Origin of the sequence: Marinobacter sp. LQ44 (genome assembly GCF_001447155.2) — a bacterium.
In the GTDB taxonomy this organism is placed as follows: domain Bacteria; phylum Pseudomonadota; class Gammaproteobacteria; order Pseudomonadales; family Oleiphilaceae; genus Marinobacter.
In genome coordinates, this window is the sequence record NZ_CP014754.1 from 3,684,948 (window position 1) to 3,708,482 (window position 23,535).

The 23,535-nt window shown below is 58.4% G+C and carries 22 protein-coding genes; 11 read left to right on the forward strand and 11 right to left on the reverse strand.

Going from position 1 to position 23,535, the window contains the following annotated elements; all coding sequences use genetic code 11:
* Positions 1–2 precede the first annotated feature (2 nt).
* Together ASQ50_RS16900 and ASQ50_RS16905 are read left to right on the forward strand one after the other, a co-directional pair.
* Positions 3–473, forward strand: a complete 471-nt coding sequence (locus tag ASQ50_RS16900) for a nitrate reductase cytochrome c-type subunit (RefSeq protein WP_058090636.1) — start codon at positions 3–5, stop codon at positions 471–473.
* Positions 473–1,057: a NapC/NirT family cytochrome c gene (locus tag ASQ50_RS16905; RefSeq protein WP_058090635.1), complete on the forward strand. Its 585-nt coding sequence runs from the start codon at positions 473–475 to the stop codon at positions 1,055–1,057. Before ASQ50_RS16900 ends, ASQ50_RS16905 begins: the two co-directional genes overlap by 1 nt.
* A gap of 23 nt (positions 1,058–1,080) precedes the next feature.
* Here ASQ50_RS16905 and dacB read toward each other — a convergent pair whose 3' ends face one another.
* On the reverse strand, positions 1,081–2,655 hold the full coding sequence (gene dacB, locus ASQ50_RS16910; RefSeq protein ID WP_058090634.1) for a D-alanyl-D-alanine carboxypeptidase/D-alanyl-D-alanine-endopeptidase: 1,575 nt from the start codon (positions 2,653–2,655) through the stop codon (positions 1,081–1,083).
* Positions 2,656–2,921: 266 nt separating this feature from the next.
* Here dacB and ASQ50_RS16915 point away from each other — a divergent pair, with 266 nt between their 5' ends.
* Positions 2,922–3,692, forward strand: coding sequence for a glutathione S-transferase N-terminal domain-containing protein (locus ASQ50_RS16915; protein WP_058090633.1), 771 nt, complete (start codon positions 2,922–2,924; stop codon positions 3,690–3,692).
* A gap of 92 nt (positions 3,693–3,784) precedes the next feature.
* Positions 3,785–4,198, forward strand: coding sequence for a GFA family protein (locus ASQ50_RS16920; RefSeq protein WP_058090632.1), 414 nt, complete (start codon positions 3,785–3,787; stop codon positions 4,196–4,198).
* Here ASQ50_RS16920 and ASQ50_RS16925 read toward each other — a convergent pair whose 3' ends face one another.
* The 8 genes from ASQ50_RS16925 to ASQ50_RS16960 all read right to left on the reverse strand — a co-directional run bounded on the left by ASQ50_RS16925 (position 4,199) and on the right by ASQ50_RS16960 (position 14,701).
* Positions 4,199–5,320: a PQQ-dependent sugar dehydrogenase gene (locus ASQ50_RS16925; protein WP_058090631.1), complete on the reverse strand. Its 1,122-nt coding sequence runs from the start codon at positions 5,318–5,320 to the stop codon at positions 4,199–4,201. It lies immediately after the preceding gene.
* A gap of 133 nt (positions 5,321–5,453) precedes the next feature.
* Positions 5,454–7,592: a TonB-dependent siderophore receptor gene (locus ASQ50_RS16930; RefSeq protein ID WP_058090630.1), complete on the reverse strand. Its 2,139-nt coding sequence runs from the start codon at positions 7,590–7,592 to the stop codon at positions 5,454–5,456.
* 195 nt (positions 7,593–7,787) lie between these two features.
* On the reverse strand, positions 7,788–8,591 hold the full coding sequence (locus tag ASQ50_RS16935; protein ID WP_058090629.1) for a (2Fe-2S)-binding protein: 804 nt from the start codon (positions 8,589–8,591) through the stop codon (positions 7,788–7,790).
* Positions 8,578–10,608: a Fe(3+)-hydroxamate ABC transporter permease FhuB gene (gene fhuB, locus ASQ50_RS16940; protein ID WP_058090628.1), complete on the reverse strand. Its 2,031-nt coding sequence runs from the start codon at positions 10,606–10,608 to the stop codon at positions 8,578–8,580. The genes ASQ50_RS16935 and fhuB overlap by 14 nt, the downstream gene beginning before the upstream one ends.
* Positions 10,598–11,536: an iron-siderophore ABC transporter substrate-binding protein gene (locus tag ASQ50_RS16945; RefSeq protein WP_082888511.1), complete on the reverse strand. Its 939-nt coding sequence runs from the start codon at positions 11,534–11,536 to the stop codon at positions 10,598–10,600. Before ASQ50_RS16945 ends, fhuB begins: the two co-directional genes overlap by 11 nt.
* Positions 11,526–12,299, reverse strand: a complete 774-nt coding sequence (locus ASQ50_RS16950) for an ABC transporter ATP-binding protein (protein ID WP_058090626.1) — start codon at positions 12,297–12,299, stop codon at positions 11,526–11,528. The genes ASQ50_RS16945 and ASQ50_RS16950 overlap by 11 nt, the downstream gene beginning before the upstream one ends.
* A gap of 62 nt (positions 12,300–12,361) precedes the next feature.
* The gene (locus ASQ50_RS16955) at positions 12,362–14,164 is read right to left on the reverse strand and encodes an ABC transporter ATP-binding protein (protein WP_058090625.1); all 1,803 of its coding nucleotides are present in this window, start codon (positions 14,162–14,164) and stop codon (positions 12,362–12,364) included.
* 84 nt (positions 14,165–14,248) lie between these two features.
* Entirely contained in the window at positions 14,249–14,701 is a 453-nt protein-coding gene (locus ASQ50_RS16960) for a YaiI/YqxD family protein (protein ID WP_058090624.1), read from the reverse strand.
* Between the two features lie 229 nt (positions 14,702–14,930).
* Between ASQ50_RS16960 and ASQ50_RS16965 the strand changes: the two genes are divergently transcribed.
* Both ASQ50_RS16965 and ASQ50_RS16970 read left to right on the forward strand, forming a co-directional pair.
* Positions 14,931–15,269, forward strand: coding sequence for a zinc ribbon domain-containing protein YjdM (locus ASQ50_RS16965; RefSeq protein ID WP_058090623.1), 339 nt, complete (start codon positions 14,931–14,933; stop codon positions 15,267–15,269).
* Between the two features lie 34 nt (positions 15,270–15,303).
* Positions 15,304–15,813, forward strand: coding sequence for a phosphate-starvation-inducible PsiE family protein (locus tag ASQ50_RS16970; protein ID WP_058090622.1), 510 nt, complete (start codon positions 15,304–15,306; stop codon positions 15,811–15,813).
* Between the two features lie 93 nt (positions 15,814–15,906).
* Here ASQ50_RS16970 and ASQ50_RS16975 read toward each other — a convergent pair whose 3' ends face one another.
* The gene (locus ASQ50_RS16975) at positions 15,907–16,626 is read right to left on the reverse strand and encodes a tellurite resistance TerB family protein (RefSeq protein ID WP_058090621.1); all 720 of its coding nucleotides are present in this window, start codon (positions 16,624–16,626) and stop codon (positions 15,907–15,909) included.
* A 250-nt stretch (positions 16,627–16,876) separates the two neighbouring features.
* Here ASQ50_RS16975 and pdhA point away from each other — a divergent pair, with 250 nt between their 5' ends.
* From pdhA to ASQ50_RS16995, 4 genes are all read left to right on the forward strand, one after another.
* Entirely contained in the window at positions 16,877–17,956 is a 1,080-nt protein-coding gene (pdhA, locus tag ASQ50_RS16980; protein ID WP_058090620.1) for a pyruvate dehydrogenase (acetyl-transferring) E1 component subunit alpha, read from the forward strand.
* Positions 17,953–18,957: an alpha-ketoacid dehydrogenase subunit beta gene (locus ASQ50_RS16985; RefSeq protein ID WP_058090619.1), complete on the forward strand. Its 1,005-nt coding sequence runs from the start codon at positions 17,953–17,955 to the stop codon at positions 18,955–18,957. The genes pdhA and ASQ50_RS16985 overlap by 4 nt, the downstream gene beginning before the upstream one ends.
* Positions 18,954–20,078 (forward strand): dihydrolipoamide acetyltransferase family protein, encoded by a 1,125-nt coding sequence (locus ASQ50_RS16990; protein WP_058090618.1) that lies wholly within the window; start codon positions 18,954–18,956, stop codon positions 20,076–20,078. The genes ASQ50_RS16985 and ASQ50_RS16990 overlap by 4 nt, the downstream gene beginning before the upstream one ends.
* 114 nt (positions 20,079–20,192) lie before the next feature.
* The gene (locus tag ASQ50_RS16995) at positions 20,193–20,690 is read left to right on the forward strand and encodes a copper chaperone PCu(A)C (protein ID WP_058090617.1); all 498 of its coding nucleotides are present in this window, start codon (positions 20,193–20,195) and stop codon (positions 20,688–20,690) included.
* A 74-nt stretch (positions 20,691–20,764) separates the two neighbouring features.
* Here ASQ50_RS16995 and ASQ50_RS17000 read toward each other — a convergent pair whose 3' ends face one another.
* Entirely contained in the window at positions 20,765–22,492 is a 1,728-nt protein-coding gene (locus ASQ50_RS17000) for an alkyl sulfatase dimerization domain-containing protein (protein WP_058090616.1), read from the reverse strand.
* A gap of 62 nt (positions 22,493–22,554) precedes the next feature.
* Between ASQ50_RS17000 and ASQ50_RS17005 the strand changes: the two genes are divergently transcribed.
* Positions 22,555–23,529, forward strand: coding sequence for an arsenic resistance protein (locus ASQ50_RS17005; protein ID WP_058090615.1), 975 nt, complete (start codon positions 22,555–22,557; stop codon positions 23,527–23,529).
* Positions 23,530–23,535 lie beyond the last annotated feature (6 nt).

Sequence of the window (23,535 nt, forward strand, 5' to 3'; positions counted from 1 at the left end):
CCATGAGAACGCTTGTATTTTTTCTGGCCGCCTCCCTGGCCTTCCTGGCGTATGCCGAGAGTGATCATTTGTCACCCTCTTCACCGGATGGACTGCGCAAAGGCGGAACTCTCGGACAAGATCTGCCCGCACCGCCTATCGCCGGTGATCCCAGAGAGGTGAAACGGGAAGTGCGTAATTATCCGGAGCAACCGCCGGTGATTCCCCATGCCATCCGCGACTATCAGGTAGACAAGAACTTCAACCGTTGCCTGGATTGCCATAGCCGCGAAGCAGCCGTGCAGGCGGGTGCGCCCATGGTGAGTGTGACTCACTTTATGGATCGTCACTTTCAGGTGCGGGCTGAGGTAACGCCGGGGCGCTATTTCTGTACCCAGTGTCATGTACCCCAAACCGATGCTCAGCCGCTGGTGGAGTCAGATTTCAAAGCCGTGGATGAGGTGATCCGTGCCTCCAACAGAGGAGATCGCTAATGATGAAACGGCTGAAGCTCTACTGGAACCTGTTGCGCAAGCCCAGTGTGCACTACAGCCTCGGTTTCCTGACGCTCAGCGGCTTTATTGCCGGGATCATCTTCTGGGGTGGTTTCAACACGGCGCTGGAAGTGACCAACACCGAGCAGTTCTGCATAGGGTGCCATGAGATGTATAGCAACCCGTATCAGGAGCTGAAAACAACCATCCATTACACTAACCGATCAGGTGTGCGTGCCGAATGTTCAGATTGCCACGTGCCTCACGGCTGGACTCACAAGATTGGCCGCAAGATGGAGGCCTCGAAAGAAGTCTGGGGTTGGATATTTGGCTCCATCAACACCCCGGAGAAATTCGAGGCCAAGCGACGTGAGCTGGCGGAGCGGGAGTGGCAGCGGCTGAAAGCCAACGATTCCCTGGAGTGTCGTAATTGCCATGAATTCGATTCGATGGACTTCACGCTGCAGGATCCAAGGGCGTCCCAGGCACACTCAACGGCATTGGCAGAGGGCGAGCAAACCTGCATCGATTGCCACAAGGGTATCGCGCACAAGTTGCCTGACATGGCCGGGGTATCCAGGTAGGTTCAGGCTTTTATTGGCGGGGCTTACTGGATGGAAGGCCCCGAGCCATCAGCCGGTGACTGGGACAGGGACGTTCCGACCGGTGGCCGGAAATGCAGGGAGTAAAGCACGCGATCCAGCACCGCCTGGCCATTCCAGGCCGGATTGTTATTAACCATGCCGACGATGGCCCAGGTGGTGTTCCTGTCATCACGGGTAAAGCCGGCGATGGAACGCACATGCTCAAGGTAGCCGGTTTTGATCCGGCCCTGACCGTCCATGCCGGTATTTCTCAGGCGCCGGGACATGGTGCCATCCATTGCAATGATCGGCATGGAGGCCATCAAGTCTGAAGAATAGGGACTGTTCCAGGCGTGCTGCAAAATCTGTGCGCCCTGGCGTGCGGTAATCCGGCCATGGCGTGTCAGACCCGCGCCATTATCAATCACCATGCCCGCCGTATTGACGCCAAGCCCTTCCAGCCAGTCATAGATGGCGCGGATGCCCGCCACCCGGTCATCCTGTTCATCATCCTTGCGAAATTCGGCGCCAATGGTCAGCAGCATTTGCCGGGCCATCACGTTACTGCTCCACTTGTTGATGTCCCGCACCATGGTTACCAGGTCGGGTGAGGTGGTGCGCATGACCAGGCGTGCTTCATCCGGTGTGGTCTCGAAGCGATCGCCGCCACTGACAATCACGCCCATTTCAGACAGTACCGAACGGATCAGGGAGGCGGAATAACGCTCGTGGGGCAGCAGTGACAGGTAGGTTGTGGTCCGGCAACCCTGCGGAAGTTCACCGGTAACCTGTACGGTTACCCGGTGATCGTTATGGAACACCGGTTTCCAGTCAAAGCGGCTGCGGGCGGGGCAGGGACCTTCCGGCAGGGCGGTAACCCGGTTATCAATGGTGACTTCACCAAGATCGGGCGTGGTCCAGGCCTGGGTACCCCGTTCATCCGCGCGCACCTGAAAATGCAACAGGTTAAGGTTGGTCAGGTAAGCGGAGGGCTCCACCAGAAACGGCGCGTGGGGATTGTTGCCGTTGTCTTCAAAGGCAGGGAAGCCACCATCCACCCGAAAATAACTGCCATCCAGAACCAGATCGCCTTCAATCCGGTTAATACCCATGCTGCGCAGTTCCCGAAGGGTACCCCAAAGTCGCTCAAGGGTGAGTTTGGGATCGCCACCGAAACGCACATACAGGTTGCCCTGCAGGGTATCGCCAACCATGGTACCGTCGGTCAGGAAGTCGGTATTCCAGTGATGAGTCGGGCCCAACAATTCCAGAGCGGCGTAGGTGGTGACCAACTTCATGATGGAGCCAGGGCTCATCAGTTCGTCAGCGTTCACATACTGCTCAATGCCCGGCCCGTTAAGGGGAATGGCTGCAACACTGAGGGCCTGCTCGTTATTCAGGGACTTGTTTGCGTAGTCTTTGATCTGACTGGCCCAGAGACGGGATTCCGCAAAGGCCGCGGCGGCGGTGCCGCTGTCCTGGGCAGCAGAGTGGGTGCTGGCCATGGCACAGGCGGCCGCAACGGCCAACACCAGTCGCCGGGGTGTGGTTACACACCTTGAAGAGCAGGCTTTCGCCTGCAAACCCTGAATCAGCATCACACCAGCCCATTGTTATATTCTCTTCCTACAATAGCTCATCCCACCCGCTTGTACTATGCAGAAAAGCTATACATGACGTTAAAAAATGGCAGTAGAGTCGTTGTTTATATTGAGTTTTTGTGACAGCTCGTAAGTGCCTTTCAGAATCAGTGGGTTAGCTTTGACCGTAACGCAGTGACGCGCAAGCCAATGGGACAGGCTGCGATTGTGCGACAATGCCGCCCAGAGCCCGTGAACTGAACACAACGAACAAAGGGAACAATATGCTCAAAGCGCTCAGACATCAGGTGAATGTACTGGAATCCGTGGCAACGTCCTCTTTTGCCGCCTGGCGTGGGTGCCTGGTGATCAAGGCCGTTCCACAGCCGGAGAAGCCCCTCATTCTGTACGACATGGAAGCCTGCCCCTACTGTCGCCGCGTGCGGGAGGTGCTGACGGCCTTGCACCTGGATGTCGAGGTCAGGCCCTGCCCTAAAGGCGGCCGATTCTTCCGCCCGGAAGCCGAAGCCCTGGGCGGCAAGCAACAGTTCCCGTTGCTGGTGGATCACAACACCGGCAAGGTGATCTACGAATCTGAGGATATTGTTGAGTACCTGTTCAGTCAGTATGCCGGTCGGTCCGTGCCCGGATACTATCAGTCCAAAGCCTGGCAGCCAGCTTTAAATTCAATCGGATCGGCCGCCAGTGAACTGCGCGGCTTGCGTGCCACCTCCGGTAACCGACCGGAACAGGGCTTGCACCTCTGGAGTTTTGAGGGTAGCCCCTATTCGCGTCTGGTGCGGGAAAGACTGTGCGAGCTGGAGATTCCCTACACACTGCATAACCTGGGCAAGGAGCACTGGACCGAAATTGGCCCGGCCAAACAACGTTTAAAGCCAGGCGAGTACAGGCCCATACCGGGCGGCAAGCGGGATGCGTTTTTCCAGCAACACGGCTGTGTTCAGGTGCCTTACCTGGAAGACCCCAATACTGGCCAGCAGTTATTTGAATCCGGCCGGATCGTGGCTTATCTAAACAGTCAGTATGGCGGCTGAGTGCCTGCAGTCATTGGCCCGGGGCTGGTATTCCGGGCCCGACACGGTATCATCAGCGCCCAGAGTCTGTGAGCCAGAATCAGGAGCGCGCGATGTATACCGGCCAATGCCTTTGTGGCGATATCCAGTTTGAATACGATGGCCCGCTTGGCCCGGTTGCCCTGTGCCATTGCAGCCAGTGCCGTCGGGCGCACGGCAGTGCTTTCTCCGCCAGTGCGCCGGTTCAGACTGTGCGCTTCAGGTATGTTGCCGGACAGGATCAGGTGCGTGAATTCGAATCACGGCCCGGTAAATACCGGGCTTTCTGCCCCCGCTGTGGCAGTCAGCTTTACAGCCGTGTTGACGCCATCCCCGGTATTCTGAGACTGCGGGTGGGCGTGATTAACGAGCCCCTGGGGAAAAAGGCGGCCCAGCACGTCTACGTGGGGTCAAAGTCTGACTGGTTTGATATCACCGACAACCTGCCCCAGTTCGAGAAAACCGAACGCACCAACGATCCGCACTGATCACTCGGCCGGCACCACCCGGTACACCTTGCCCTGGCGTGAATCGGTCAGCAGCCACAGGGCGCCATCCGGCCCCATACGCACATCCCGGATTCGCTCACCGAGATTGGTGAGCAGATCTTCTTCCTCAATCACCTGTTCGTTGTTAATGGTCAGACGCACCAGTTTCTGACTCCTCAGGGCACCGACAAACACATCGCCCCGCCATTGCGGGAACAGGTCGCCGGTATAAAAGGCCATGCCAGAGGGGGCAATAGACGGGTCCCAGTAGTGCTGTGGATCGGTTACACCGTCCATAGTGGTCTTGTCTGAGATGGGGATGCCGGAGTAGTCGATGCCGTAGGTGACCTTCGGCCAGCCGTAGTCATTCCCCGCCCTGATAATGTTGATCTCGTCACCACCCCGGGGGCCATGTTCATGGCTCCAGACTTCACCGGTGTCCGGGTGCAGGGTCATGCCCTGGATGTTGCGGTTGCCGTAGGTGTAGAAGGTGTTGTTGGTGCGGGCATCATCCATAAAAGGGTTGTCTGCAATCGCGTCACCGTTGGTGGAAATGCGATGAACACCACCGGCATCGTCCCGATTGTCCTGGGCCCTGTCCATTTCACCCCGGTCACCGATGGCCACGTAGAGATGGCCGCTCTGGTCAAAAACCATCCTGCCCGCAAAGTGCCTGCCATTGCTGGAGCGGGGTAAAGCTTCAAAAATCACTTCAACGTTCTCAAGCGCTTCGCCATTGTAGGTGGCACGGGCAACGCGGGTAGTCATGCCGTCGCTGTTGCGGTGTGCGTAACTCAGAAACAGGGTCTGGTTGTCGGTGAACTGCGGGTGCAGCACCACATCCAGAAGCCCGCCCTGGCCGGAGGCAACTAGCTCCGGTAGCCCCCTCACCGGCTCTCGTACAAGATTGCCGTTTTCAATACGGCGAAGCCGACCCTCACGTTCAGTCACCAGCATGGTGCCGTCGGGCAGGAACGCCAGGCTCCAGGGGTGCTCAAGGCCCTGGGCGACGGTTTCTATCCGGAACTCGGTTTTGTTGGATGAGAACGTCTGGTCAGACCATACTGGGGACGCTACCAGTGCTGATAAGCCCGCGGCGATGACGATAGTCGAGCGGTTCATGTGGTCTCCTTCACGCTAAGGTAGTGTCAGCGGTGCCACGCCGACGACTAGTGAGTAATCTAGACGATACCAGAGTGTACGACACAAAAAAGCCACCGGTTTGCGGTGGCTTTTCGTGTTCGTCAGGAAAGACTCAGAAACGGTAACTCAAGGTGCCCGTTACTGTGCGTTTGGTGCCTACGAAACAATCGCCCCGAGCCAGGCAGGTCGTGAAGTAGGTTTCGTTGGTCAGGTTGTTGACGTTCAAAGCCAGTTCCCAGTTGTCACGACCGTAGGCAATCATGGCGTCCAGCAGGGTTTCTGCAGGGGTCTTGAGTTGGTCTGTGCCATCCCAGCTTGACCCGACATAGCGCACACCTGCACCGGCCCGAAGCCCCGGAATACCAACTGAACGCAGGTCATGTTGGCTCCAGATCGATGCTGTGTGGGCGGGAATGCTTGGCAGTCGGGCACCTTTGTTGTTGCCCTCCTCAACCTCGGTATCCGTGTAGGCATAGTTGGCGATCAGGTCCCAGTGGGCATTCACGTCCACTTTTGCTTCCAATTCGATGCCACGGGCGCTGGTCTCGCCATTCTGAATCTGATTGTTCGGATTCACGGGGTCAGGAGCCTGGCGGTTCTTTTCGCGCAGATCATATACCGTAGCGGTATACAGGCTCGCGGAGTCAGTCGGCTGGTACTTTACGCCGACTTCAACCTGCTCACCTTTTAACGGTTCGAACGGATTGTTGAAAGCATCAAGACCGGTGACCGGTTTGAAGGATTCCGAGTAGCTGACGAACGGAGTGACGCCGTTGCTGAACTTGTACATCAGGCCAGCCCTGCCGGTGACCTCCTCGTCGGTGAAGGCCGTGCCGCCCTCGGTCTTGTTGCGGGCGCTGTCGTGGCGAAGGCCCAGCACTGCGATCCAGCGATCATTAATGGTCATCTGATTCTGGGCGTAGAACCCGCTCTGAATCACCGTATTTTCCGGTGTATCGCTGAAGTCGCTTTCGGTCAGCCGGTCATAGTTCCCGTAGACGGGGTTAAATACGTTCAAGTCGCCAATGTCGGCCTTGTAGGCTCGGCGGCTGCTGCTGACCGCATGCTGGTAATCCCAGCCAAGCAGTACCGTGTGGTCCACATTGCCCGTTGAGAACAAAGCCTCTGCCTGATGATCTGCGGTCAGGGTGTCCAGGTTTGGCTTGTTAGCGTAGGCGACCCGAGCGATATCCCCGTTCTCCTTGAGGGCTGGGGTAAATTGAGGGTAGATGCTCTGGTAGTCTACCTCGGTCTCCGAGTAACGGAGGCTTTGCCGCACTGTCCAAACGTTGTTGAGCTGGTGGCTTAACAACGATGTCACCGCGTTTTCCTTGGTGTTGTAGCGGTCGAAATCTGGTTCGCTGATGAACAGATCGATGGGTATCTGTGGCAGGCCAAATGGTGACGGTTTCAGGGTCCCTTCGCTAGGCAGGAACTGTGTGGTGGTGCCTGAACGGTCCTCCTGGTGCAGCGCCATAACAGTCCACTCGGTCTGATTCGTTGGGCGCCAGGTGATCGAAGGTGCGATGACCACTCGATTGTCCTCAACCTTGTTGACCTGTGTGTCGCTATCGCGGCCCAGGGCAATAAAACGATAAAGCAGGGTGCCGTCCTCATTAAGCGCCCCTGTTGAATCGACTGCTGCCTGCTTTCGGGAGTGGTTCCCTACCTGCAGTTTCAGTTCGGTAGACTTTTCTGCCTGTGGGCGTTTGGTGGCGAGATTGACCAGGCCCCCCACGTTGCCCTGGCCGTAAAGCACGGAAGAGGGCCCACGAATGACTTCAATGCGTTCCAGCAGGTAAGGCTCTGTGCGAGGGCTCTGATAGAAACCGAACGTCTTATGCATGCCATCGAGGAAGATCACCGGATCGCCGCCGCGCACGGACTGCCAGTCGCCCCGGCTATCAAGACCAAACTGCTCGGCTCCTACGCCCACGGTGTAGCGTAAGGCTTCCTGAACACTGGCAACGCCCTGGTCTTGCATCTGATCGGCGGTAACCACAGAGATAGACTGTGGAATTTCGGTAATCGGGGTGTTGGTTTTCGTTCCTGCCCGGCTAGAGGTCGCAATATACCCATCTACCGGGGCAGATGGGTCTTCAATACGCTCGCCACTGACATCGATTGGAGTAAGCGTTTCCTGGGCCAGAGCCGGTGTGCTACTCACTGCCAGCGTAAGGAGCCCTGCGGTCCATGAACCGCGCGGCGAATGCTTGTATTCCTTGTTTTTGGTGGAAGTGGGCAACTGCATTCCTGAGTATTCCTCTGATAGGTTAGGGGCAGGTGTAAAAATTGTAACGCGGATTGTAATGATAAAGGTTATCGTTTACAAATAGTATCGGTGGTTGATAACGTCTTTGTGGTTTGTCCATTGGAATGGGAGCAAGTGTGGCTATGGAGCATGAAGTACTGGAAGGGCTGAAGATTGCGGTGTCGGCCATCAGTGTCATGTCGGTGGCCCTGGCTTGTCTGATGCTGATTCCCTGACGCTGCCTATGCGGTCTCGACGGTAAATCCCGCAAGTACCGCAGTATCCGCCGTCCGGTAAGAGGTACTTCAGGCAGCAGCCTCGCCGTTGAGGCAGTGCACAGCGCTGTTGGCTGAATTCAGCCGGTATCCAGTCGATGTATCTGTTTGCCTCACACTCAAACCGGGCCAGCCAGCTGGTGGCCAGGGCGCAGAGCGCTTCCGGGTCCACCTGATTCCAGACTGCGGAAAATGGTGCACCCAGTGCCAGGCCAACACTGCTCCAGTAGGCGCCGGGACTGACCCCGAAGGACTGCCGGAAGACCGGATACCACGCCTGCATCTGATCAGCGGTTATCTCAATAAATGCCTCGGGTGCCAGCGGCGTCTGACCGTCATTCAAGTTAACCCAGTGAGACGGCGCGTCAGCGAGTTCCAGCGGGCACAGGAAAATTCGGTCCGGGTTCAGGGGGGCGCAGACTCCATCCCGGAACAGCTGTAGCATCCGGGGGGCGATGACCTGCAAGGCCAGGCTCTGGTGTAGCACCGACACGCGGGCCTTGTGCATCCTGGGGTGGCACGCGTCCGGATAATCCTCCAGCAGCTGGTTTTCCAGCAGCTCCGGCCTGGCCAGAACCTGTGCCAGAGAAAACAGCGCAGGGCGTTGCCCGGCGTCTTGAGCCAGTGCGCTGTTCAGGGTGTTCTGTGGGCTCAGACCATGGCCGGTTAACAGTTGGCGATAGCTGGCCAGCCAGTGATCACCACAAACCTCAGTGACGGCCATGGCGGCTCAGTCCCCAGAGAAAGTACAGGCCACCCACCAGGGCCGCTAATAGCCCGGATGGCAACTGGTTGGGAAACACGACGACCCGCGCCAGATAATCGGCGATGGCCAGCAGCAGTCCACCTGCCAGCGCCGCAACCACAAGCTGACGCCCCACCGTTTGCTGGCCCAGCACCCTGGCAAGGTGGGGTGCGATCAGCCCAACAAAGCTCAGAGGGCCGATCACCACAGTGGCGGCGGCAGTGAGTACCGAAGCCATCAGCAGCAGCAGAAGCCGGGCCCGCTCAACCGGCAGCCCCAGCGATGATGCGGCCGAATCCCCCAGCGGCAAAAGGGTAAGCGGTCGTATAACCAGCAAAAGCAGTGCTCCAAGCCCCAGCACCAGTGCCAGCAAACCAATGGCTTCCGGTTCAGACACCAGCCAGGTGGAGCCGTACATCCAGTTCAGCAATCTCGACGCAACGGTTCCCCCGGAAGCCATTACCAGCCTCAATCCTGCATCCATAAAGACGTAAAGCGCCAGCCCGCCCAACAGCAGTTGGTTGCCGGCAAAGCGATGACGGCGTGCCAGCAGAATCAACAGGCCCAATGCAGCAGCGGCCCCCGCAGTGGCTCCGACCAGTTGGCCGCCACGGCCGATGTCGAGGCCGGTGAGCGCCAGGACCACCATCACCAAAGCCGCTCCACCGCTAATGCCCAGCAATTCCGGGCTGCCCATAGGGTTGCCGGTCATGCGCTGTATCAGCGTGCCGGCCATGCCCAGAGCCATGCCGGCAAGAATGGCCGCCATCAACCGGGGGCCACGCCACACCCAGGCATCGCTCCAGTTCGACACTGGTGTCCAGTTCCACGAACTCAGGCCGGGCGACCAGGCCATAGACACAGCGATGGTTAGCACCAGCAGCGCCATTAGAATGCCGGCGATCAGAACTGTTGGCTTGCGGGTGGGCATGAACCCGGCCGGGCTCGAATCTGCTCCGGGCATATGGTGAGTGTTTCGAATACCCTGCAACGCCATCAGGATAATGGGGCCGCCGATCAGTGCGGTGGTGGTGCCGGTGGGCACAATGGAGCCGTTACCCAGAGTTGTTGCCCAGTGCGCCAGGGTGTCTGCCAGCAGCAAAAGCCCGCCGCCAGTGATCGTGCTCCAAAGCAGTCTCTCACCCAGCGTGCGGGCGCCTAGTAGCTTGGCCAGCACCGGGGCCGCCAGCCCCACGAATGCCACCACACCTACCCGGCTGACCACCACGGAACTCATCAGCACCACGAGAATCAGGGCGCCGCCCCGAACCAGCGCAACCTTGGCCCCGAGTGCCGAAGCCGAAGCCTGCCCCAGTTGCAGCAGTGCCAGTGGCCGCATCAACATCAGCATGGCAACCGCCAGAATCAGTACTCGCGGCAGCAACTCCAGGAAGGGCCCCCAGTTATTCTGGACCAGTGAGCCTGCACCCCAGATGAACAGGTTGCCCAGCCATTCGCCTTTGAGCAGAAGAAAGGCCATGTTCATGGCGCCGAGGAAGAAGGTGATCACCAGCCCCGCCAGAATGACCGTGACTGGAGAGAAACCCAGGCGCCAGGTCAGCGCGATCACCAGGCCAATGGCCAGAAGGCCACCCGCCACGGCGGCCAGGTCGGGACTGAAGGCCAGCAAACCCGGTACAAAAAGCGTGGCAATGGTCACCCCGAACTGCCCGCCGGCTTCCACGCCCAGCGTGGTGGGCGAGGCCAGGGGGTTGCCAAGGATTTGCTGGGTAACGGCGCCTGCCAGGCCCAGTCCGCAGCCGATCAGAACGGCCATTGAGACCCTGGGGGCCCAGCTGTAGTGAGCGAGCACAGACGGGTAATAATCTTCGGTATAGTTCCAGAATGCCGCGAACAGTTCGCCTGGTGTCATCTGGCTCAGCCAGGGAAGGGAGCTGGCCGCCAGGGCGACGAGCCAGAGCAGGGCAATGGCAACCGGAAGTCTTTTGGGGAGGGCAGGGGCGGTCGCAGGTACGCGTGCCGAGTCAGCGAACATTGTTGCGGCCTCCCTCCAACAGGGCATCAGCCAGCAAGATCGCCAGGCGTTTTACCGGGTACACCCCGCCGAATGGCCACACCGGCTCAATTTGATAAACCTGGTTTCGCTTGACGGGCGGCAGATAGGTCCAGAAGGGACTGCCTGCCAGGTGATCCGAGAGCCCGGGCAGGGTGGGTGAAATGACAACGATACGACTGTCGTGGTAGGGCGCAATGGCCTCCAGGCCAACCACAGAGAAACCCCAATAGTTACCCTCGTGTGGCCATGCATTGCGCAGCCCCAAGGCTTTGAGGGTGGTCTGATAGAGGCCATTGGGCGCGTAGATACGAACGTGTCGGTCATCCAGAAAGTTGACCAGGGCCACCGGCTGATGATTCATGCCGGCCTCGGCCAGGCGGGTGCGTTGATCCTCGAGAGTTTGCTCAATATCCGCAAGGATAGACTCGGCCTGGTGTTCGAGGTTCAGCATCTCGCCAAGCGTGGTCAGCATTTCCCTGGCTTTGGCGAAGGGGGCGGAGCCCTCTTTGTAGACGCTGATGACGTAAGTGGGGGCAATGCGTTCCAGTAATTCGGCCGCAGGCGCCATTTCGGCACTGGTAACGATCAGGTCTGGCTTCAGCTCGGCAATCGCCTCCAGGCTGGGAGCAACCCGGGTGCCAACATTGGCAATGCCATCGGGTAATTCCGGGGCCTGGACCCAGGCGCTGTAGCCGTCCCGGTCTGCCACGCCCACCGGGGTAATCCCCAAGAGCAAAAGCGCCTCAGTTGCGGCCCAGTTGAGGGCAACGATACGTTCAGGCGGCCGGGGCAGGGTGATAGAGCCATTTTCGTGGCTCCAGGTTCCGGGGTGCGCGGGTTGGCTGAACATCAATGCAAGTAAGCAGAGATACGCCAGTGGGCGGTAAGCCCTTTGTTCAGTGCACATAAGACACCCACTGGCCGGGCGCCCGTTCCATCACACCCATGGCGACGCCGTAGATGGATTCCAGTACGCCGCTGTCCATAATCTCATTGGGCGTTCCATCCGCCACAACCTGACCGGCTTTCAGGGCCACGAGGCGGTCGCAGAACCTGGCCGCGAGATCCACATCGTGTAACACCACAATGACGGTCAGTTCCCGCTCTTCGGCAAGGCGGTGGACAAGGCGCAGGGTCTCCACCTGGTGCTTCACATCCAGGGCGGAAATGGGTTCATCCAACAGCAGGCAGCGGGTTTGCTGGGCCAGCAACATGGCTATCCAGGCCCGTTGCCGCTCGCCACCCGAGAGGGTGTCAACAGCGCGGTCAGCGAATTTTGCCAGGCCGGTGTCATGGATGGCCCGATCAATCAGTGTCTGGTCACCGGCAGTGTAACGGCCGAGGGGGCCGCGCCAGGGATAGCGTCCGAGTGCGACCAGCTCTTTCACTGTGAGTCCGTCAGTTGCCGGGGGATGTTGTGGCAGGTAGCCCACGGTTCTTGCGAATGCTCGGGTACCTGTAGTCCGGAAAGACTGGCCATTGAGCAGGACTTCACCGTGGGAGGGCGATATCTGCCGGGCCAGGGTCTTCAACAAGGTGGACTTGCCCGAGCCGTTATGACCGAGCAGCGCCGTTACCTCGCCTTCCTGAAACGCCAGGCTGACATTGTGCAATATGGCGGTGTCACCCAGGCGAACCGCCAGTTGGTCGACTTCAAAAAACGCTGGCATTCAGACTCTCCCTTGGCTTTGGCGGGCAGGATAATCTAAATGCGAATTACTATCAATATATATCAGGTGTCGGCATTGTTCACCTGGCCGGTTTGAACGCGCCATTGCGCAGCGTAGGCGCCGTCTAGCGCCAGCAGTGTCTTGTGGTCGCCTTGTTCGACCACCTGGCCTCCGTCGATCACCGCGATGTTGTCCGCGTCAACAATGGTCGACAATCGGTGGGCGATCATGATCACGGTTCGGTTGTGGCCAATGCGCCGGAGCGAACGCTGAATTGCCGCTTCGGTTTCGTTGTCCACGGCGCTGGTGGCTTCATCGAGTACCAGAACCGGAGGATCTTTCAGCAGCGCACGGGCCAGAGACAGTCTTTGGCGCTGGCCGCCGGAGAGGCGTACCCCGCGTTCGCCAACCGGAGTATCCAGGCCCTGGGGTAACTGGCTGATGAACGACCAGGCCTCTGCTGTTCGGGCCGCTTCGATAATCTCTTCATCGGTGGCTTCGGGCTTACCGTAGGCCAGATTGTCGCGAATGCTGCCTTCAAACAGGTAGACATCCTGGCTGACCAGACCGATCGCATCTCTCAGGGATTTCAGGCTCACGTCCTGAATAGCCTGGCCATCCAGGCGGATCTCGCCGTGGGTGGGGTCATAGAATCGCAACAACAGTTTGATCAGGGTTGATTTGCCAGACCCGGTTGCACCCACCAGGGCCAGGGTATTGCCGGCGGGCACCTCCAGGCTGATGCCGTTAACACCGGCACCGCTGCTGGCATAATGAAAGCCTACCTGGTCAAACGCCACCCTGCCCTGAACCGGTTGTTCAAGGTCTTTTCCTGCCTGGTCCCGCACGTTGACCGGTTCCGCCAGCAGGTCGAGAATTCGTCGGGTGCTGGCCATGGCGCGCTCGAACAGGTCAATAACCTCAGCGAGACCCGTCAGGGGCCAGAGCAGGCGTTGGGTCAGGAATACCAGCACGCCGTAGGCACCGACGTTGAGGTCGCCGTTCAATGCCATCATGCCACCGACGGTAAAGGTCGCCAGAAAGCCGGCGAGAATCGCCATTCGGATCACGGGTATGAACGCTGAGCTGATACGAATCGCCTGCCGGTTGGCTTCCACATAGGCCTCGCTGGCCTGTTTCAGGCGGCGGGCTTCGCGCAGCTCCGCGGTAAAGCTTTTGATAGTGGCAATACCACCCAGGTTGTTGGCAAGGCGGCTGGACAGGTCACCGACTTTTTCACGGACATCGGCGTACAGCGGTCCGGCTTTACGCTGAAAATAGAAGGCTCCCCAGATGATCAGCGGGATGGGTGTGAACGCCAGCAGGGCAATCAGTGGGGACAGCACGAAGAAAACAGCACCCACGGCCACCACGGTGACGGCCACCTGAATCATGGCGTTGGCACCGCCATCGAGAAAACGCTCAAGCTGGTTAACGTCGTCGTTCATGGTGGCAACCAGCTGCCCGGAGCTTCGAGCTTCAAAGAAACTCATATCCAGACGCTGGGCGTGCTCATAGGCGTCTTGCCGAAGATCCGACTGCAGGCGTTGGGCCAGATTGCGCCAGAGGATCTGGTACAGGTATTCGAACAGGGATTCGCCTGCCCAGATGAAAAAGGTCAGTACCGCCAGGATGGTAATCTGTTGCTGGGCGGTCTCGAACCCAAGCCGGGCGACAAAGCTCTGTTCCTGGTTCACAACCACATCGATGGCCACGCCAATCAGGATTTCGGGGGCAATATCGAACAGTTTGTTGATGACGGAGCAGGTGGTGGCGGCGATGATCCGCCGACGATAACCCCGGGCATAACGTAACAGGCGGCCGAGTGCCGCAAAGCTGCTGGTGTGTTGGCTGCTTGTGGCCATGTTCCGCTTCCTTCTCGCCGTGGCTGATCTCACTGAAGGCGGGAAGGTTAGCGGATTTTTGACTGAGTTAAAATAGAATCATTATCACCTGCGACCGTTGCGTTGCAGCCAGCGGTCCAGTTGATCGGCGAATTCTTTGCGGTCTGCCTGGCCGAAGGGTGCGGGCCCGCCGGTGACTTGCCCGGCGTTGCGCATCTCTTCCATGAAGTTTCTCATGGCCAGGCGCTGGCGGATGTTTTCCTTGGTGAAGGCCTGGCCTCTGGGGTTGAACACGTCGGCGCCTTTTTCGATGGCTTCAGCGGCCAGGGGGATATCCTGGGTGATAACCAGGTCGCCTTTGGTCATCTGGTCCATGATTTCGTTGTCGGCTACGTCAAAGCCTTGGGGTACCTGGCGGCGGTTGATGTAGGGGCTCGGCGGCAGGGTGATGGCGTGGTTGGCGATGAAGGTGGTCTGGATTTGCCAGCGGGTGGCGGCGCGGCAGAGAATTTCCCGGATGGGGACGGGGCAGGCGTCGGCGTCGACCCAGATTGGCATGTCGGTTTTCCTCGTTGGTTTGTCGTTGGTGCATGTTAACCTTTCATCGGGTGAGCTTGTTAGTTTTGGTGCGCGTATTTGTCTCTATGCCGTCTGGGTTCTGGTGCCTGTGTCATTGGGGGCCGTTTCTGGCGTTGCCGCTGTCGGAGAATCCGACGGTTCTGGCGAGGGTGTCTCCGGGGCGGTAGTGGTATAATCCTGTGCTTCATTTAATTAACAGGAAATGATAATGTCTCAATTGCCCCCATGCCCCCAATGCAATTCTGAATACACCTATGAAGATGGCGTTCAGCTGGTTTGCCCCGAGTGCGGGCATGAGTGGACTGCGGCGGAACAGGCTGAGGCCGAGGCCGGTAAGGTGGTTCGGGATTCCAACGGTAATGAACTTCAGGATGGTGATACGGTCACTGTGATCAAGGACTTGAAGGTTAAAGGGTCCAGCCTGGTGGTTAAGGTAGGCACTAAGGTCAAGAACATTCGCCTGGTGGATGGCGATCACGATATTGATTGCAAGATTGACGGTGTTGGTGCTATGAAACTCAAGTCGGAGTTTGTGAAGAAAGCCTGATTCCCGTCGTCATCGGCAGCACAGGAGCGGTGCCATGGTGGATAAAGAAAAAGACGTTTTGCCGGAGCAATCTGCCCGGAAGCATGAACTTCATCAGGAACTGCCGATTGATTTCCCCGACCCTTTCTTTCGGGGGTTGCACCGGATTATCCGCTTTGCCATACGCGTGCTGGCGGTGTTGATGGTGGCGGTAATCCTGTGGGGTGTGGCTGATGTGGTGTACATCATCTATGCTCGCTTGCTGACGCCGCCTTTCCTGCTGCTGGATATCAACGATATCTTCTACACCTTCGGTGCCTTCATGGCGGTGCTGATTGCGGTGGAAATTTTCATTAACATTCGCCTCTATCTGGGCACTAACGTGTTTCCGGTTCAGCTGGTTGTCGCTACGGCACTGATGGCGATTTCCCGGAAGGTCATCGTGCTGGATTTCGACACGCTTACACCCATGTACCTGTTGGGTATTGCCGCAACCACGCTGGCTCTGGGCATCACATACTGGTTGCTCAGCCGAAAGAATTCTGGTGAACCCTGGCACGACTAAGTCATATGCCAAGTACTTGATGTGTTCGGTATCGGGTAGAAACAGGCTTCTGCCCAGATTCCGCCTAAGCCTGTCTCTTTTAACCGCGGATAGTTAGGCTTCTAAAGCCTGCACCTGCTGTTCCAGCTCCTTAGCCAGACGGGGGTCGAGCTTCAGGGCTGCAGCGAGTTGGTCAAGCCAGGCCCGCTCCATTGGATTCTGGTCGTTGATCATCACGGCGCTGACTACATAGATCTCACGGCTTGCTTGCGGCGAATCGGAATTTCTTGCGAGGGCTTGCGCATCCAGGGGGGCGTCAAACTGTTGCTGTATCCAGGCGTGTAATTCGTCGTCTGGTCCTAATTTCTCTATTTCCTGAGTGAGCAAGGCCCGTTCATTGGCGTCTATGTGGCCATCGGCCCTGGCGGCCATGATCATGGCTTGGAGTATTTCCAGTCCCCGCCTCTCCTGATCTGCGCCATGAAGCTGCTCCAACGGCCGACCCTGTAGGGCGGGCGCTTGCTGCGGCACTCCCTGAGCATTGGTCTGATAATTTTGGTAAGCCTTGTAAGCCAGCACACCAACGCCAGCCAGTGCACCGTATTTTAGCGCCGTGCCACCCATTTTCCGGCCTCGTTTGGAGCCCAGCATCAGGCCGAGGGCGCCACCGCCCAACAGGCTTTTCACGTCAACACCGCTGCCGCCACCTTTGCCGCCAGAGAGCTGATTACCTAAACCGCCCATGAGGCCTTTGACGTCCATTGCGCTAACGCTTTGGGATTGGCCACCTTGAGCCTGGCCCATGATCTGATTCAGTACCGACATGACATTCATTGCTCATCTCCTGATGACGCTGTTGCTCGAAGCAACTCTGTTGATTCTAGCCCCAGTAAGCCATACCCAACATGAACCGGGGGTGAACGTATTGTCAGGCGCATGTCGGTAAAGTTCCTTTGATCATTTCCGGGCCGTCGACTAAACCTTAAACAGAGTGCCAACCACCCCAAGGCTGCCGCTGCCCGCCAAAAGCAGGCTTTCTGTGCAGCCAGGCTTTTACCGCGAGGCCGGGGGACAGGAGGATGGGATGAGACAAATCCACGAATTCCATGTGGATAGCACCCGCTATCTGGATGACCACGGCAAACCGCTGGGTGAGTTGCCGCCCCAGGCCGGGAACACTGACAGGGTTCTGGCCGCCTACCGCAACATGGTGCTGACGCGCACCTTCGATTCCAAAGCCATTGCCCTGCAACGCACCGGCAAGTGCGGCACCTACCCGTCTGTGCTCGGGCACGAGGTGGCGGGTACAGCTATTGGCCAGGGTATGGCGAAGTCCGATGTGTTTGTGCCCTACTATCGGGATCAGGCCGCCCATCTTCTTCGCGGCGTCAGTCTCACGGAATTACTGCTGTACTGGGGCGGTGATGAGCGTGGCAGCGCCTGGCAGAATTGCCCGGAAGACTTGCCGATCTCGGTGCCCATTGCCACCCAGTGTTGCCACGCCGTGGGCGTGGCGGCGGCGATGAAGATTCGCGATGAGAATCGGGCCGTGGTCTGTTGCATCGGTGATGGTGGTACCTCTAAGGGTGATTTTCTGGAGAGTATCAATCTGGCCGGCGCCTGGCATTTACCCGTTGTATTTGTGGTGATCAACAACCAATGGGCGATTTCCACGCCGCGCAGCCTGCAAAGCGGCGCGGAAACCATAGCGCAGAAAGCCATCAGCGCCGGATTGCCGGGCCATATTGTGGACGGCAACGACTATTTCGCTACGGTTGAGGCGCTGGACACCGCCCTGGACCGCGCCCACGGCGGCAAAGGCGCGACGGTGATTGAAGCCGTCACCTATCGCCTGGGCGACCACACCACCGCCGACGATGCCACCCGCTACCGAACCGCCGAAGATCTCAAGCGCGCCTGGGAGAAAGATGGCATCAAACGCCTGCAGAACTGGTTGCATGACAACGGCCATTGGAGCCCGGATAAAGAAAAATCCCTGCAGGCGGAATGCAAGCAAACCGTTGAACGGGCCGTTGAGAAGTACCTGGCCATGGAGGCCGAGCCACCCACCGCCATGCTGGATTACCTGTTTGAAACCCTCCCCGCTGCGCTGCAGCCCCAGCGCGAACAGATCGCCAGCAAATACCGGGGAGGTGACCTATGAGCCAGGCAAAGCGATCCATTGAAACCCGAGACGTGACCCTGGTGGAAGCCGTCAATATGGCCTTGCACCGGGCAATGGCAGACGATGCTAACGTGGTGGTGCTGGGCGAAGATATTGCCACCAATGGCGGCGTGTTCCGGGCCACTGTAGGCCTGAAAGAAGCCTTTGGCTTCAAGCGGGTGATGGATACACCCCTGGCGGAAAACCTGATTGCCGGTACGGCTATCGGTATGGCCACCCAGGGTTTGAGGCCGGTGGCGGAGTTTCAGTTTATGGGCTTTATCTACGCTGGCATGGAGCAGATTGTCAGCCACGCCGCGCGCATGCGTAATCGCACCCGCGGCCGCCTGCATTGCCCATTGGTGTTTCGGGCACCGTTCGGTGGCGGTATCCATGCGCCCGAGCATCATTCGGAAAGCACCGAAGCCCTGTTTGCCCACATACCCGGTCTGAGGGTGGTCATTCCCAGTTCCCCACAACGGGCGTATGGCCTTCTGCTGGCGGCCATCCGAAACCCGGACCCGGTAGTCTTCCTGGAGCCCAAGCGTATTTACCGGGCGGTAACCCAAAGCGTGGAGGACAACGGCGAGGCGCTACCGTTGGATACTTGTTTCACCCTACGTGAGGGCGATGACGTCACCCTCATCACCTGGGGCGCCTGTGTACAGGAAACCTTGCAGGCTGCCGACAAGCTGGCCGAGCAGGGCGTCAGCTGCGAGGTGATCGACGTTGCCACCGTCAGCCCTCTGGACCGGGAAACCCTGCTGTGCTCGGTGGCTAAAACCGGCCGTGCGGTGATCGTTCACGAAGCCTGCCGAAACGGCGGTGTCGGTGCCGAAGTAGCGGCCTCAATCGCCGAGGGCGCCTTTCTGGACCTCCAGGCCCCGGTGGTGCGAGTCACCGGTTACGACACCATCATGCCTTACTACCGAAACGAGCAGTATTACCTGCCGCAGGTAGAAGACATTGTTAAAGCCGTCGAACAGGTGATCGCGCTATGAAAAACTTCAAACTCCCAGACTTAGGCGAAGGCCTGCCCGAAGCCGAAATCGTCGAATGGCACATCAAAGTTGGCGATACCGTGGACGTTGACCAGGTACTGGTCAGCGTCGAAACCGCCAAGGCCATCGTTGAAGTGCCGTCCCCCCAGGCCGGCACCATCGCCAAACTCTATGGCGAACCCGGCGACATCATCCACACCGGCGAACCTCTGCTGGCTTTTGAAGGAGAGGGGGACGACACCGGTACCGTGGTGGGTGAGTTGAAGTCCTCCGGAAAAGGCGATGGTAACGGTGCGCAGCAAGACCAGTTTATCGTCGGCGCGGCACCTTCCAGTAAACGGGCCCGGGCCAATCGCGCCACTCCCGGTGTGCGGGCATTGGCAGAACGCCTGGGCGTTGGACTGGAGACCATCAAGGGCAGTGGCCCGGGTGGCCTTATTACCACAGATGATGTCCACAAACAGGCCAGCCACCAGAAACAGCTGGGCGACGCCGAACCCTTGCGAGGCACCCGTCGCACCATGGCCAAGAACATGGCGTTGTCTCACGCCCAGGTGGTGCCGGTATCTATCTTTGAGGACGTGGATATCGGTGACTGGAAAAAGGGCACCGACATCACCATGCGCCTGGTGCAGGCCATCGGCAAAGCCTGTGAAGCCGTGCCAGAGCTCAACTGCTGGTTTGATGGCGACAATCTGAGCCGGCAACTCCTGAACGAGGTGCATGTGGGCATCGCCGTGGACACCCCGGACGGCCTGTTTGTACCGGTGTTGCGGGACATCACTCATCGCAGCCAGAAAGACCTGCGCCAGGGCCTGGAGAACCTGCGCGAGGCAGTGGCCACCCGTAAGATACCGCCGAAAGAGATGCAGGGCGCCACCATTACCCTGTCGAATTTCGGAACCATGACCGGCCAGTACGCCAACCCCATTGTCAGCCCGCCACAAGTGGCCATCGTGGGGGCCGGGCGAATCCGGGACAAGGTTGTGCCATACAATGGCACTGCGACCATTCGTCGCATCCTGCCGTTGTCATTGACCTTCGACCACCGGGCGGCAACCGGCGGGGAAGCCTCGCGGTTTCTGGGGGCGATGGTCCAGGCCCTGAATAACGCATCGTGACCAGCCACCACGATTTGATGAAAACGGGCTAAAACACACTTGCCATCACGGCAAGTGATGGCAACACTTACTTCGAAAAGACTTCAAGACCACATAACAACAGAGTTAGTACCCATGAACCGTACACATTTATTCAGCGTCGGCCTCCTGTTCGCTGCCACGACACTGGCTGCTCCTGTCCTGGCTCACGATTACAGCCAGGGCGACATTCACATAGAACACCCCTGGAGCCGACCAACACCCCCCGGCACGCCCATGGGCGTGGGTTACATGGTTATCAGTAATCACGGTAATCAGGATGTCACCCTCACCAGTGCCCAATCACCCCGGGCGAGTAATGTGTCGATCCACGAAACCCACATGCACGACGGCGTGATGCGCATGAGCCCGGTCAAAGGCGGGCTGGTGATTCCCGCCGGGGAGACCGTTGAGTTGAAACCTCACAGCTACCATCTAATGCTGGAACAGCTCACCCAGCCCCTGGCGGAGGGTGAGCTCATCCCTGTAGAACTGGCTTTCGACGGTGCTGAGGGCATGGCCGTAGAGCTGGAGGTGCATCCCCTGGACGGCAAAGAAAAGGCAATGGACCATTCCGGGATGCATCATCACTGACTTTACGCCACGCTCTCGGTAAATGATGTCTGCCTCTGTCTGCGGTGACCTGGTGGTTACTGTTCTGCGTTGAATCAGGTTTCCAGATTCGGCTCAAACAACTGAATAAACCGGGTAAAGCCAATCCGCCCCCCTTGGACATACTCGAAATCCGACAGAATGGCCAAGGCCGGGTTGCGGATGCCGGCAAGCATTCGCTTGAAGTCGAGGCTGTCAATCCGCACATGGATGCTGGCATCTTCCGAGGCGCCCTTCCGGAGTTCTGATGCGCCACCTCTCACCGTGAGCGTGAAGCTTTGCTCCAGGTCGGGAAACTCAAACACGACGGATTGATAGATGTCCCACGCGGCGTCACCTTCCAGGTTGACACTCATACCGTCGAAAAAGGCCCTGATGGGAATACCTTCGAGCATTGTATCGTTGGGAGTTACCGCCATCAGGGGCAGGGTGATGTTGCCCGCCAGTTCGGCAGCGGAGGTCAGGTAGTAATGGCGGGCTCCGGGATTGGTTTCTGCGGCCGCCAGGGCCTGCAAGGCGACTATGCGGTGTTCGGTGGCGGCCTGGTGTTCCGGGCTCAGCCGCAGCACATAGTCAGTCAGCTCCAGCACCCATTGATGGTCTTCGTTACCGGCAGCCTTCTCCACAGCAGTCATCAATGCATCTTCACCGCCGGCCAGTTGGGCCATGCGCTTGGCTTTTTCTCCGGGTGGCGTAGGGTGCAGATTGCTGGGGTTGCCATCGAACCAGCCAAGTGTTCCGCCAAAGACCATACGGGCCGACCACTCCGGTTTGCCATAAAACTCCTGCAGGAACGGGGACTGCGCCAGGCGGGGCGGCAGGCGGATTTCATGGGCAATGTCATCAGGCGTTTTGCCGGCATTCATCATTCGGATGGTCTGATCATAGACGTAGCGAATAGCATCCCGGTAGTCGGTCAGGTGCTTGCGGATCTCCGCTTTGCCTGTCACCGGGCGTGAGTGGCCGGGTACCAAATATTCCGGCTCCAGATCCCGCATCATTTCCAGGCTGTCAGCCCAGGTTTTCGGGTCCCGGTAGCTGGTGCCGCGAATGGTGTAGAGGTTGGGAAAGGCGCGGTAGAAGTTGTCGCCCGGCAGCAGCACTTTCTGTTTTGGTAGCCACACCACCACCTGGTCGTCGGTCTCGCCAGGGGCGTGCTTGAGTATCATCTCCACACCGCCTACGGTAATGCTCAGCTCGTCCTGAAAGGTCTTAGTCGGTCGCAGAATCTGCAGGGTGCTGTGTTCCTGTAAATCCACAAAGGGGCCGATACCCACATTGGTTCGGTCGGCATCGGGCAGCCGGCTGCCGTACATACGAAAAGAACGCTGGGTGATGATGGGCTGGAGTACACTCACGGTCCGGTCGACTGCTTTCTCCAGAGAGTGGTGAGCATAAATTTCGACCGGGTCGCCGTTGTTGATAAAAGCTGGCGCTCCATGGATATGGTCTGGATGCGAGTGGGTATAGATAATGGCCCGCACTGGCTTGTCAGTGATTGCCCTGAAGCGCTTGGCGATTCGTTCCGCCGCTTCCAGGGATTCCATGGTGTCGACAATCGTGACGGCATCATCGCCTTCGATCATGGTGGAATTGGCGATGCCGAAGCCAACGGCAACGTAAACGCCGTCGGTGACTTCAATCACGTCTTCCCGGAATTCTTCGCCATGGCGGTCAAGCGCTTCGGGTGTCAGGGTTCCGGATGCCGGCGGCCTGTCGGTGCCGGAAGGGCTGCAGGCGGAAATCAGGAGGACGCTCAGTAACAGGAAGGTGATGCGGGGCATGGTGAGATCCTTAGTGTTGTTGTTTCTGGTAGCGAGCATGAGTGTTGCACTGATCGTCACTGATGAACGAGGTGGCATTACTGTTGGCCCGTGAAGTGATGGAAGAGTATCAGGTCTTTATCTATCTGGTGGCTATCTGCCTGGGCCTTTTGGTGGGAGTGTGGATGCCCGACCTTGGTGGGCGTCTGGAATGGCTTCTTTGGCCGCTACTGGGCTCTTTGCTCTACGCGACTTTTACCCAAGTGCCGCTGGTGCGCCTGCGGGATGCGTTTACAACGCCTCGATATATGTTCGCGGCGGTGATTGGCAACTTTCTTTTGCTACCATGCATCGCTTGGGGATTAATGGCCCTTGGCCCGGCTATTCCAGCTGTCCAGTTGGGCCTGATGCTGGTCTTGTTGGTGCCCTGTACCGACTGGTTTATCACCTTTACCCATTTGGGGGGCGGTGACACCAGAAGTGCCATTGCGTTCACACCCATTAGCCTTTTGCTCCAGCTGCTGCTGTTGCCATTTTACGTGTGGTTGTTCCTGGGCACAGAGATCACCGCCAGTGTGGTCCAGCAGGAGTTGATACTGGCATTCGTCGGGTTGATGGTCGCGCCCCTGATTGCCGCTTATCTGACGGAAACCTGGGTGGCGCGGAGCAAAAACCGGCAATCTGTTGTGATAGCTCTTGGTTGGCTGCCAGTACCCTTGTTGGCCCTGGTGGTCTTCTGTATTGCAGCCGCGCAAGTGAATCTGGTCTTGGAGTGGGTTGGACTTCTTCCCTGGCTATTCCTGCTCTTTACAGCATTCTTGCTGGCTGCCGGGATGCTGTCGGTGGTCGTCGCCAAGGTTGCGCGGTTACCGGCCAAGCAGGGCAGGGTGTTGGCGTTCAGTTTTGGTAGCCGGAATTCGTTTGTTGTCCTCCCACTGGCACTGTCATTACCTGCCTCGTATGAGCTGGCCGTGGTTGTGGTGGTGTTTCAATCCCTGGTGGAGCTTTTCGGGATGGCTTTTTTCCTGTGGTGGGTTCCCAAGAAGCTCCACCGTTAACCTCCC

Excerpts from the sequence above, each read along its gene's own strand:
- ASQ50_RS16990 (WP_058090618.1), top strand. The coding sequence starts at position 18,954 with ATGAAAAACTTCAAACTCCCAGACTTAGGCGAAGGCCTGCCCGAAGCC.
- ASQ50_RS16905 (WP_058090635.1), top strand. The coding sequence starts at position 473 with ATGATGAAACGGCTGAAGCTCTACTGGAACCTGTTGCGCAAGCCCAGT.
- ASQ50_RS16930 (WP_058090630.1), bottom strand. The coding sequence starts at position 7,592 with ATGCAGTTGCCCACTTCCACCAAAAACAAGGAATACAAGCATTCGCCG.
- ASQ50_RS16900 (WP_058090636.1), top strand. The coding sequence starts at position 3 with ATGAGAACGCTTGTATTTTTTCTGGCCGCCTCCCTGGCCTTCCTGGCG.
- fhuB (WP_058090628.1), bottom strand. The coding sequence starts at position 10,608 with ATGTTCGCTGACTCGGCACGCGTACCTGCGACCGCCCCTGCCCTCCCC.
- ASQ50_RS16985 (WP_058090619.1), top strand. The coding sequence starts at position 17,953 with ATGAGCCAGGCAAAGCGATCCATTGAAACCCGAGACGTGACCCTGGTG.
- ASQ50_RS16925 (WP_058090631.1), bottom strand. The coding sequence starts at position 5,320 with ATGAACCGCTCGACTATCGTCATCGCCGCGGGCTTATCAGCACTGGTA.
- pdhA (WP_058090620.1), top strand. The coding sequence starts at position 16,877 with ATGAGACAAATCCACGAATTCCATGTGGATAGCACCCGCTATCTGGAT.
- ASQ50_RS16975 (WP_058090621.1), bottom strand. The coding sequence starts at position 16,626 with ATGAATGTCATGTCGGTACTGAATCAGATCATGGGCCAGGCTCAAGGT.
- ASQ50_RS17005 (WP_058090615.1), top strand. The coding sequence starts at position 22,555 with ATGAACGAGGTGGCATTACTGTTGGCCCGTGAAGTGATGGAAGAGTAT.
- ASQ50_RS17000 (WP_058090616.1), bottom strand. The coding sequence starts at position 22,492 with ATGCCCCGCATCACCTTCCTGTTACTGAGCGTCCTCCTGATTTCCGCC.
- ASQ50_RS16995 (WP_058090617.1), top strand. The coding sequence starts at position 20,193 with ATGAACCGTACACATTTATTCAGCGTCGGCCTCCTGTTCGCTGCCACG.
- ASQ50_RS16915 (WP_058090633.1), top strand. The coding sequence starts at position 2,922 with ATGCTCAAAGCGCTCAGACATCAGGTGAATGTACTGGAATCCGTGGCA.
- ASQ50_RS16965 (WP_058090623.1), top strand. The coding sequence starts at position 14,931 with ATGTCTCAATTGCCCCCATGCCCCCAATGCAATTCTGAATACACCTAT.
- ASQ50_RS16920 (WP_058090632.1), top strand. The coding sequence starts at position 3,785 with ATGTATACCGGCCAATGCCTTTGTGGCGATATCCAGTTTGAATACGAT.
- ASQ50_RS16960 (WP_058090624.1), bottom strand. The coding sequence starts at position 14,701 with ATGCCAATCTGGGTCGACGCCGACGCCTGCCCCGTCCCCATCCGGGAA.
- ASQ50_RS16945 (WP_082888511.1), bottom strand. The coding sequence starts at position 11,536 with ATGTGCACTGAACAAAGGGCTTACCGCCCACTGGCGTATCTCTGCTTA.
- dacB (WP_058090634.1), bottom strand. The coding sequence starts at position 2,655 with ATGCTGATTCAGGGTTTGCAGGCGAAAGCCTGCTCTTCAAGGTGTGTA.
- ASQ50_RS16970 (WP_058090622.1), top strand. The coding sequence starts at position 15,304 with ATGGTGGATAAAGAAAAAGACGTTTTGCCGGAGCAATCTGCCCGGAAG.
- ASQ50_RS16950 (WP_058090626.1), bottom strand. The coding sequence starts at position 12,299 with ATGCCAGCGTTTTTTGAAGTCGACCAACTGGCGGTTCGCCTGGGTGAC.
- ASQ50_RS16955 (WP_058090625.1), bottom strand. The coding sequence starts at position 14,164 with ATGGCCACAAGCAGCCAACACACCAGCAGCTTTGCGGCACTCGGCCGC.
- ASQ50_RS16935 (WP_058090629.1), bottom strand. The coding sequence starts at position 8,591 with ATGGCCGTCACTGAGGTTTGTGGTGATCACTGGCTGGCCAGCTATCGC.